Annotated in this window: 2 protein-coding genes and 2 pseudogenes; 3 read left to right on the plus strand and 1 reads right to left on the minus strand. The window is 62.3% G+C overall.

The annotated features are described in order from the left end of the window. Positions 1-110: 110 nt before the first annotated feature. Positions 111-362 (plus strand): annotated as a pseudogene (locus tag ACFDS3_RS20050) (transposase); the annotation flags it as partial. Here the strand turns inward: ACFDS3_RS20050 and ACFDS3_RS20055 are convergent. Continuing rightward, positions 346-978, minus strand: a pseudogene (locus ACFDS3_RS20055) (IS5 family transposase); the annotation flags it as partial. The pseudogenes ACFDS3_RS20050 and ACFDS3_RS20055 sit on opposite strands and share 17 nt — an antisense overlap. A 696-nt stretch (positions 979-1674) precedes the next feature. Between ACFDS3_RS20055 and ACFDS3_RS20060 the strand changes: the two are divergent. Both ACFDS3_RS20060 and ACFDS3_RS20065 read left to right on the plus strand, forming a co-directional pair. Then, positions 1675-2040, plus strand: a complete 366-nt coding sequence (locus ACFDS3_RS20060; protein WP_375264097.1) for a helix-turn-helix domain-containing protein — start codon at positions 1675-1677, stop codon at positions 2038-2040. Positions 2041-2312: 272 nt separating this feature from the next. Then, positions 2313-3131: hypothetical protein (locus tag ACFDS3_RS20065; RefSeq protein ID WP_375264098.1), on the plus strand; the 819-nt coding region annotated here is incomplete at its 3' end.

Raw genomic sequence — 3131 nt, forward strand, 5'->3', positions numbered from 1 at the left:
TCTTCCTCGCGTTGCCTGCCCGGCAGTTTACGAGACTTTTCCCAGATCCGGCGGTTCAGTTTCCCGGAAGCAGGTCAAAGGTTGGCCCGGCTGGGACGAGGAGCGAAGCCATGAAGGCATCGAAGTTTTCGGACGCGCAGAAGGCGTTCGTCTTGAAGCAGGGCGAGGAAGGCACGCCGGTTGCCGAGATCTGCCGCAAGGCCGGGATCAGTCCGGCAACCTACTTCAGTTGGAAGAAGAAGTATGCCGGCCTGCTCCCGGACGAGATGCGACGCCTGAAGCAGCTCGAGGGCGAGAACAACCGGCTGAAGAAGATCGTCGCGGACCTGACCTTGGACCGGGAAATGTTGCAGGACGTGATATCGCACCATGGCATCGTCGCGTATCATAGGCACCGTCTGCGGTGACTGTGTCGATCACCTCCTTCAGGGGGGCTGCGCCAGTAGGTCCGGCAGCAGAGAGCTGTCGCCTTGGCGGCTCGAGGTGAACTCGACCGCGCGCACATCCCTGTGCCCGCGTCCATGGCGAGGTGGACCTTCCGCCATTGCCTCCGACGCGACGGGCCATGCTTGCGGGCCTGCTATTCGCCGTCCCCGCGGAACTTGAAGCCAGTGCTATCGACAAGCAGGTTAAGGGGCTGTCCTGACGCGCGATACGGGACCTGCACTGAGATCCGCGCCTGCCGGCGGCACAGCGTCGAATAGTCCGGAACCGGCCAGTCGAGTCCCGCCATCTGGATCAGGCTTTCGGCCAGCTCGACCGTCTGCCGAAGCGGAAGCCCGAAGAGCACTTTCAGGGCCAGGCATGTTTGGATGGCAGCGTCCGAGAAGGTCCCGGCCGTCCGCGCTTCCCGGTCTTGTCAGCGTGCCAGACTATCTCGGGATCGAACCAGACCGACAGCGAGCCGCGCTTGCGCAGCGCCGCGTTGTAGGCGGACCAGTTCAGTGTGCGGTAGCGGGTCGGGGAAGGCTTCGGCATGCCCTCGAGCTAACCGTCAGGACGCGCTCAGTGAATTCCCCTCACCGATATGTGTAACAACGTCTGTCGAAGGCGACGTGAGGGCCTGCTCCAACAACAAATCTTTGTCAGGCGAACTGACTGACGAAGATGGAAACGAGTTCGACTTCCAAGGGGATTGGGTCAGCAAGGGCGAAATGGAGGGCTACTTTGGCCCGTTCAACGCTTGGTGTGAACTGGAAGTGGATTGATCTCAGATCCGCACTAAGCGTCTTCTCGGCGATCGCGAGCAAGCCCGACTTCGACGGCTTCCGCGAAGAGTCGGAGTAGGCGAGACATGGTTATCCCTACAATGACCTCCCCGTGGTCCGGGGAGCTATGGCCCCCGGCTTGGGCAGTCTTTAGAAGGCATTCTTCGGCATCTCTGGCCGTGTCGGGTGTCTCGGCTGCTCAAAGCCTACCGCGATCAGGGTGATGTTTTGCCGGCCGAGGACCAGGGCGATGAAGACACCAGCAATGTGGTGCCTCTCGCTTCCAGCTCGGGAGGTGCTCGCCAAAAGGCTTTCTAAGGCCGACCTCCTGATCAGTCGTTGAGTGGGCAGGGCGATGGATGCCACGCTCCCTTGGGATCCTCTCCGACACCTCGGCAAAAAATATGTGCCGGAAATTTCAGGGTGAACGCCCTGGGGCCCAGTTCCTCGAAAAGGAGCTGGGCCCATGCTTTTGCAATACGATATTCCCATCACTGTCGCGGACGCCGCGCGCCATTTCCAGTTGGGCGAGACGACCACCCGGAAGCTGTTGGCGACGGCCAATGTCCGGCCAGTAGCTCACAATCCGCAACGCTATGCCTGGGCTGATATCTGGCAGCTCGAAGGCGCAGCCTACGTGTCTGCCGAACTCGCGATCGAGTTCCAAAAGCCGCTGCTGAAGCCGGCTGAGGTCGCCTTTCTTTACTTCAAGCACTTGTCGCCGCGCACGATCACGGACCGGGCGAAGAAGGGGCGCCTTCCCGGCATCCTCCTTGGCAGCGACTGGCGGTTCCGGGAGCGCGACATGCGCGCGGCAGCGATCCATGGCTGATCGCTCGGATTATCACCCGGACCCTGCGCCAAACGAGCTCACCTGGCGCACCGATGCCTCGTTTGGCGCAGGCTCACCCGAAGGCCCTTCGACATACCCGGAATGTATGGCGAGGGGTGTCCGGCTGAAACCACCCTGATTTCCGGCATTTTGCGCCAAACCGGCTGATTTGGCGCAACGGCTGTCCCGGTCTTTCCTGGTCCGTCCGGGAGGTCGGAGAGGCTGTTGGCCGAACCTCTCCAACCTCCCGGACATCCCCACAGAAAGACGACATGATGACCATCACCAACCTGAAGCAGGTCGAAGAATGCCTGCCCGAACTGGGCTATGCCCCCAGCTTCGAAAAGAACCTGCGGGCCTCGATCCGCAAGAGCGCCAAGGTCTACAAGACCGAGCTGAAGCGCATTCCGGCAGATCTCGCCGAATTCGATCGCAAATGGGGCCGGGGCCGCGTGCGCCACGTGCCCGCGCCGTTCCGCACGGCCAACGAGTTCCGGACCTGGCGCAAGCACAATCGCATGGTGCTTCGGCGTCTCTCAGGCACCCCGGTTGCGACAGCCCTCGGCACCGAATGGAACGCGCTGCTTGCCTTCGTGAAGGGAAACCAAGGCAAAGGAAAACTGCTCGGGACCAATTCGCACCTCACCTTCGGGGTTCTGGCGCGCGTGGCTTCGGCGGCGGGCGTGCAGCCCGCCGAGATCACCGATGACTGGGTCAACCGCGTGGCGGTCGGCCTCGAGACCAATCAGCGGAAGTCGTTTCGCCGGGGGATCGACCGTTTCAACGCGATGATCGCCAAAAGGTCCTGCCTGCCTGAACTGGAGCACCTGCTGCCCGAGAAAGATGTGGTGCGGCCCGCCGCCCTCAGGCCTGCCCGCAACCGCTGGCTTCGCAGGTCGGGGCATCCCGGGGCTCGTGTGATCTGGGCGGAGTTCGATGAGATCATCGCGTTGAAGCAGCATGGCGAGGACGCGCCTCTGGCTGGTGCGCCGGTTCAATTCCAGCCGAATTCCGCGAAGTCCTACGAAGAGTCGCTGAACTGGCTGCTCGGCGGCCTGTCCGCCGGAGATCTGATCGAGGACGACGCAGAC

Source organism: Palleronia sp. (assembly GCF_042089775.1).
Classification (GTDB): domain Bacteria; phylum Pseudomonadota; class Alphaproteobacteria; order Rhodobacterales; family Rhodobacteraceae; genus Palleronia.